Source organism: Mycobacterium sp., assembly GCF_049647605.1.
GTDB lineage: Bacteria > Actinomycetota > Actinomycetes > Mycobacteriales > Mycobacteriaceae > Mycobacterium.
In genome coordinates, this window is sequence record NZ_JBARXZ010000202.1 from 1 (window position 1) to 6,141 (window position 6,141).

Sequence of the window (6,141 nt, forward strand, 5' to 3'; positions counted from 1 at the left end):
GCGCGGGCGTACCAACACGCGCGCTCGCCGGGGTTCGTCGGTGGGTCGCCAGGGTCGCTGACCTGCCGATTGTTTCTCACGACATCCGTACGCTAGAGTCATCCATCGATCCGCGGCTCGCCCGCGGACACAGGTAATCCCCTGTAGCTCAATTGGCAGAGCTTCCGACTGTTAATCGGACGGTTCCTGGTTCGAGTCCAGGCGGGGGAGCTTTCTTCTCGAACCGCAGACAACGCCGCGCCTCGTGCGCGGCGTTGTGCGTTACGTGGGTGTGGCTGCCGATGAGGCAGGATGGTGACCACAGTTCAAGAACTCGGGAGGCAGCGTAGTGATCCGTATGATCGCCGTACTGGGAGTCGGCTATGTGCTGGGCGCCAAGGCAGGCCGACGCCGCTACGAACAGATCGCCGGGACCTACCGGGCGGTGACCGGGCATCCCGCCACCAAGGCGGCACTCGACGCCGGGCGACGTATGGTGGCCGACCGGGTCTCCCCCGACCCGGCGATGGTCAAACTCACCGCGATCGACAATGAGACCTCGGTGATCGGTCCCGAAGGGACCCGGAAGCTCTAGCCGGCCGGAGTCCGAACCGGAGCGAAGGGGCGTACGAGCAGGTGAAGGAGCTCCGGCCGATCAACCCAGCGGAATGTTGACCGAAGTGCCCGGCAGCAGCGGCGAGCTGTAGATACCGCCGTTACCGATCCCGACACCCGGCGTACCGATACCGATACCGCCCATGCCCGGGCCAGGACTGCTGGGGCCGATGCCGGAGCCGTTCAGGGTGGACCCCTGGCTTCCCAGCGAATTGCCGATGCACTTTCCGTCTGCCTTCGATCCCAACCACGCCAGGCACTCGGCCTGCGTGCTGGTGGGCTCCGGTGTGCTCATCACGGCATAGAGAGGCGCTGCGACAGCGGCAACAGCGAATGTGCCGACGGCCACCATGCGTCGCGTGGATCCCATCAATCTGCCTCTCACTCGGCCTACAGGCCCCCCGGCCCAACGGGAAGCCTAACCCGAGACGACTGCTCACGCAGTAAGGTCGTCCCCGCTCGCCTGCTCCTGAAGGCTTTTACGGTAGGTCTCCAGCGCGATCAGGTCGCCGAACAGATGGTTGTACTCGGTGCTGTCGTCGATCGGCGACAGCCGGTGCAGTTTGGACTTGATCTCGGCAACCTGACGCCCCACTGACACCTCCTGGAGATTGGTCAGCACCCGGGCAATGGTCTTGACCAGCATCTCTTCATCAGTGGCGCCGAACTCCTCGACACTGAGTTCATTCACCAACGCCAAGACCGCAGGGCTGGCGCAGTGCTCGCGAACCGCCGTCAACCAGGCGCCCGCGGTCAAACCGGCTTCCATCCCGCCGGCCGCGGCGATCGCCGTTCGCACCGCGATGTATCCCGGATGGGTGTAGCTCTCCACCCCGACGGTGTCGAACACCGGTCCCGTCAGCGCCGGATACTGCAACGCCGCCTTCAGCGCCATCCGCTGCCGACCCAACATCGGGTCACGTGGATCGGGGCGCCCCGCCACCGGCGCCTTGCGGGCCGGTGCGGCCCGCTTGCCGTCACGCTGGGCGCGTGGATCCTTGGCCTGCTCGCGGACCCGGCGGATCACCTGGGCCACGTCGTCCCAGCCGACCCAGCCCGCCAACTGCCGGGCGTACTCGTCGCGCAGGGTCGGGTCCTTGATCATCGCGACCATCGGCGCGCACCGGCGCAACGCACCCACCCGGCCCTCAGCGGTGTCGAGATCGGATTCCGACAGCGCGGTGCGGATCGCGAACTCGAACAACGGCGTTCGCCGGGCCACCAGATCGCGCAAGGCGGTGTCACCGTGGGCGAGCCGCAGATCGCAGGGATCCATACCGTCGTCGGCCACAGCGACAAACGACTGACCCGCGAGGTTCTGCTCCCCCTCGAACGCCTTGAGTGCCGCCGCCCGCCCCGCCGCGTCGCCGTCGAAGACGTAGATCAACTCGCCACGAAAGAACTTGTCATCCATCATCAGTCGCCGCAGCATCGACAGGTGCTCGTCGCCGAAGGCGGTGCCGCACGAGGCGACAGCGGTGGTGACCCCGGCCAGATGCATGGCCATCACATCGGTATAGCCCTCGACGACCACCGCCTGATGGCCGCGGGCGATGTCCCGCTTGGCCTGATCGATACCGAACAGCACATTGGACTTCTTGTACAGCGTCGTCTCGGGGGTGTTGACGTACTTGGCCTGGTTCTGGTCGTCGTCGAACAGCCGGCGCGCCCCGAATCCGATGACCTCACCGGAGGAACCGCGGATCGGCCACAGCAGACGGCGGTGGAATCGGTCCATCGGGCCGCGCTTACCCTCCCGGGAGAGCCCGGCGGCTTCCAGTTCCTTGAACTCGAAGCCTTTGCGCAGCAAGTGCTTCGTCAACGTGTCCCACCCCGCGGGCGCAAACCCGCAACCGAACTGTCGAGCCGCGGCGGCATCGAAGTTGCGTTCGGTCAGGTACTGACGGGCGGGTGCGGCCTCGGGCGACTCCAGCGCAGCCGCATAGAACTCGGCTGCGGCGGCGTTGGCGGCGATCAACCGGCTGCGACTGCCACGGTCGCGTTGCACGTTGGTGGTCGACGACCCGGTGTAGGTGACGGTGTAGTTGATCCGGTCGGCCAGCAGCTCGACGGCCTCGACGAAGCTGACGTGCTCGATCTTCTGGAGGAAGGCGTACACGTCACCGCCCTCCCCGCAGCCGAAGCAGTGGAAGTGGCCGTGGTTGGGCCGGACGTGGAACGACGGGGACTTCTCGTCGTGGAAGGGACACAACCCCTTCAGCGAGTCGGCGCCGGCGCGCCGCAACTGAACGTAGTCGCCAACGACGTCTTCGATGCGGGTCTGTTCACGGATGGCCGCGATATCGCGATCAGATATGCGCCCGGCCATTCGGACAGCTTAGTGCCGTCAGCCCAGGGGTCGGGGCGAGCGCGCCTCGTGCACTCGCTCCAGGCGGGCTTCGGTGTAGGAGGCGATCTGGTCGATGACCACCCGCAGCCGGGCGCCGTCGTCGGCGGCGGCGACGAACTCCGGCGCAAACTGGGGATCCAGGCTGCCGGGCGCCTGCGCCCACAGGGCCAGCGCCACCTCGTGGATACGGGTGCGCTGGTCGGATTGGATGCCCAGATGAACGTGGTCGGACATGATGAACTGCAACGCCAGCATCTTCAGCACCGCCACCTCGGCGCGCACCAGATCGGGCACCTCCAGATCGGCGTCGAAACGTGCCAGCGGACCGGCCGCCCGGGTTTGGGTGATGGCCGCGTTGGCGAACCGGCCGACCAGCTCGCTGGTGAGCCGCTTGAGGGCCACCGACGCCGCGAGCGTGCCGTCATATTTGCCGACGGCCGTGACGACGGGCATCTGGGACAGCCGCTGTGCCGCGGCCAGGAGATCGTCGGGATTCAGCGCCGGGAACGCCTCGGCACCCAGTCGAGCCAGTGCGGCCGCGGCATCGGTGTCGGCGAGCACCCGCAGATCGATGCGACCGGAGATCACGCCGTCCTCGACGTCGTGCACCGAGTACGCGACATCGTCGGCCCAATCCATCACCTGGGCTTCCAGGCAGGCCCGCTCGGCGGGCGCACCGGCCCGCACCCAGTTCGCGGCCGCGAGGTCGTCGTCGTAGAAGCCGAACTTCCTACGGTCGCCGCGCTCCCACGGGTACTTGGTGACGGCGTCCAGCGCTGCCCTGGTCAAGTTCAGGCCCGCGGAACGACCCTCGGCGTCAAGAACTTTGGGTTCGAGCCGGGTCAGGATACGAAAGTTCTGCGCGTTGCCCTCGAAACCGCCGAAGATCTTGGCGATCTCGTCGAGCGCTCGCTCACCGTTGTGCCCGTAGGGCGGATGGCCGATGTCGTGCGCCAGACCCGCGAGGTCCACCAGGTCCGGGTCACAACCCAGCCCGATCGCCATGCCGCGGCCTATCTGGGCGACCTCCAGCGAATGGGTCAGCCGGGTGCGTGGGGTCTCGCTCTCGCGTGGGCCGACGACCTGGGTCTTGTCTGCGAGTCGGCGGAACGCCACGCAGTGCAACACCCGGGCGCGATCGCGCGCGAAGTCACTGCGATGCTCGGAACTTGTCCCCGGCATCGCGGAAGATTTCGGCCCTTCGACCACCTGGCGCTCTCGGTCGAACTCGCTGTAGCGGTCTTGCTGTGTCGTACTCACCGCCGCACAGTCTGCCAGCACCCCACTAGATTGACGTGCATGCGCATCACCCGCCTGCTCGGCCTGCTCACTGTGGTGTTCACTCTGGGACTGCTGTCTGCGCACACCGCCACGGCCGAACCGCCGTTCCGGGTGCCGACCCAGGTCACCGACAACGCCGGCGCCCTGTCCGGATCCGAAGCCGCTGATGTGCAGTCGGCGCTGGACACCCTGTACTACGACAAGCGGGTGAAGTTGTGGGTGGTGTTCGTCGACTCGTTCGACGGCCGGGGCGGGGTCAACTGGACCCAGGACACCATGCGGATGAGCGGGTTCGGGGACGACGACGCGATGCTGGCGGTCGCGATCGCCGACCGCGAATTCGCCTTCCAGGTGCCCGACACCGCCGGAGGCGGGGTGCCCGGCCGCGCCACCGACGTCCGCCGCTACGACATCGAGCCCGCGCTGCGGGAAGGCAACTGGGCGCAGGCGGCGATCGGGGCCGCCGAGGGCCTCAACGCCACCAGCCCCGCCGGTTCCTCCAGCCCTGGCGGCGGGGTGTCCTGGACCAGCTTCCTGGTGATGGCCGGGGTGATCGTGCTGCTGGCCCTCGGCTTGTGGACCTGGGGACGACGGCGCAAAGCGAAGCGCCAGGCCGCCGAGTTCGCCGCGGCGCAGCGCGTCGACCCCACCGATCCGAATGCGCTGGCCTCCGTCCCCCTCGAGGCGCTCGACGAGCTGTCGAAGGCCATCGTCGTCGACGTCGACAACGCCGTCCGGACCAGTGAGGGCGAATTGGCCCTAGCCCTGGAGGAGTTCGGCACCGCCGACACCGAACCGTTCCGCAAGGCGCTGGAGAACGCCAAAGCCACCCTGGCGCAGGCGTTCAACGTGCGTCACACCCTCGACGACGCCATCCCGGAGTCACCGCTGCAACGCCGTGAATTGTTGACCCGGGTGATCGTCGCCGCCGCGCGGGCCGACCGCGAACTCGAGACCCAGTGCGAGGCGTTCGAACGGCTGCGCGATCTTGTCATCAACGCCCCGTCCCGGTTGGACGCACTGACCCAGCAGACGGTGGCGCTGACGACGCGGCTCGACCCGTCGGCAGCCAAACTCGCCGACCTGCATCAGCAGTTCGCCGACACCGCGCTCGCCGCTGTCGCGGGCAACGTCGAGGAAGCCCGGAAGCGGCTGGCCTTCGCCGACGAGCACATCAGCAGCGCCCGCGCTCTGGTGGCCCGCCCCGCTGGTGACCAGACCGGGCTGATCGACGACATCCATGCCGCCGAGTCCGCGCTGGGGCAGGCGCAGACCCTCTTGGACGGGGTGGACAGCGCCGGCACCGACATCAACCGGGCCATCGCGGGGCTGCCGGAGGCGATCGCCGACACCCAGTCCGGGATCGACCAGGCCGCCGCACAGTTGCAGCAGACCGGCACGCCGCGCGCCGCCGAACTGACCGCCGCCCGCGACGCTGCGGTCAAGGCCGTCGCCGAGGCCAGGGCCGGCGGTTCGAATGACCCGCTCGGCACGTTCACCGCACTGACGACGGCCGACGCCGATCTCGACACCATTCTGGCGGCCGTGACCGAGCAGCGCCTGGAGGCGGAGCGACAGGCCCGGATCCTGGAGCAGTCACTGTTCACCGCCCGGTCGCGGGTCAAGGCCGTGTCCGATTTCATCGATACCCGACGCGGCAGCATCGGTCCCGACGCCCGCACCCGGCTGGCCGAAGCCGGACGCCAGCTCGAAGCGGCCGAGGCCAAGAAGAGCAATGCGCCCACCGAGGCCATCGCCCACGCCAACGGTGCGGCAACCCTTGCCGCGCAAGCGCAGTCGCTGGCCAACAACGATGTCCAGCGCTCGCAGATGCAGTACTCGGGTCAGTACGGCGGACGCAACAACGACATGGGCGCGATGATCGGCGGCATCCTCATCGGCAGCGTGCTCAACAG

The 6,141-nt window shown here is 68.0% G+C and carries 5 protein-coding genes and 1 tRNA gene; 3 read left to right on the forward strand and 3 right to left on the reverse strand.

All coding sequences use genetic code 11. The features are described from left to right. Nucleotides 1–137 precede the first annotated feature (137 nt). Both WBB07_RS25750 and WBB07_RS25755 read left to right on the forward strand, forming a co-directional pair. Nucleotides 138–210 (forward strand) — tRNA-Asn (locus WBB07_RS25750). A gap of 118 nt (nt 211–328) precedes the next feature. Continuing rightward, the gene (locus WBB07_RS25755; protein WP_526311931.1) at nt 329–574 is read left to right on the forward strand and encodes a hypothetical protein; all 246 of its coding nucleotides are present in this window, start codon (nt 329–331) and stop codon (nt 572–574) included. A 60-nt stretch (nt 575–634) separates the two neighbouring features. Here WBB07_RS25755 and WBB07_RS25760 read toward each other — a convergent pair whose 3' ends face one another. The 3 genes from WBB07_RS25760 to WBB07_RS25770 form a co-directional block, all read right to left on the reverse strand. Beyond that, the gene (locus WBB07_RS25760) at nt 635–964 is read right to left on the reverse strand and encodes a DUF7155 family protein (RefSeq protein ID WP_526311933.1); all 330 of its coding nucleotides are present in this window, start codon (nt 962–964) and stop codon (nt 635–637) included. A 66-nt stretch (nt 965–1,030) separates the two neighbouring features. Further along, nucleotides 1,031–2,923, reverse strand: a complete 1,893-nt coding sequence (gene dnaG, locus WBB07_RS25765; protein WP_526311935.1) for a DNA primase — start codon at nt 2,921–2,923, stop codon at nt 1,031–1,033. Between the two features lie 18 nt (nt 2,924–2,941). After that, nucleotides 2,942–4,204 carry a deoxyguanosinetriphosphate triphosphohydrolase gene (locus tag WBB07_RS25770; protein ID WP_526311937.1) on the reverse strand — a complete coding sequence of 421 codons (1,263 nt, stop codon included), beginning with the start codon at nt 4,202–4,204 and terminating at the stop codon, nt 2,942–2,944. Nucleotides 4,205–4,243: 39 nt separating this feature from the next. On the opposite strand from WBB07_RS25770, the gene WBB07_RS25775 reads away from it, so the two are divergent. Further along, nucleotides 4,244–6,141 (forward strand): TPM domain-containing protein (locus tag WBB07_RS25775; protein WP_526311938.1); only part of this gene is annotated, 1,898 nt, incomplete at its 3' end.

Bases quoted from the DNA above. Each gene is read 5' to 3' on its own strand.
- WBB07_RS25760 (WP_526311933.1), bottom strand. From the start codon at position 964: ATGGGATCCACGCGACGCATGGTGGCCGTCGGCACATTCGCTGTTGCC.
- dnaG (WP_526311935.1), bottom strand. From the start codon at position 2,923: ATGGCCGGGCGCATATCTGATCGCGATATCGCGGCCATCCGTGAACAG.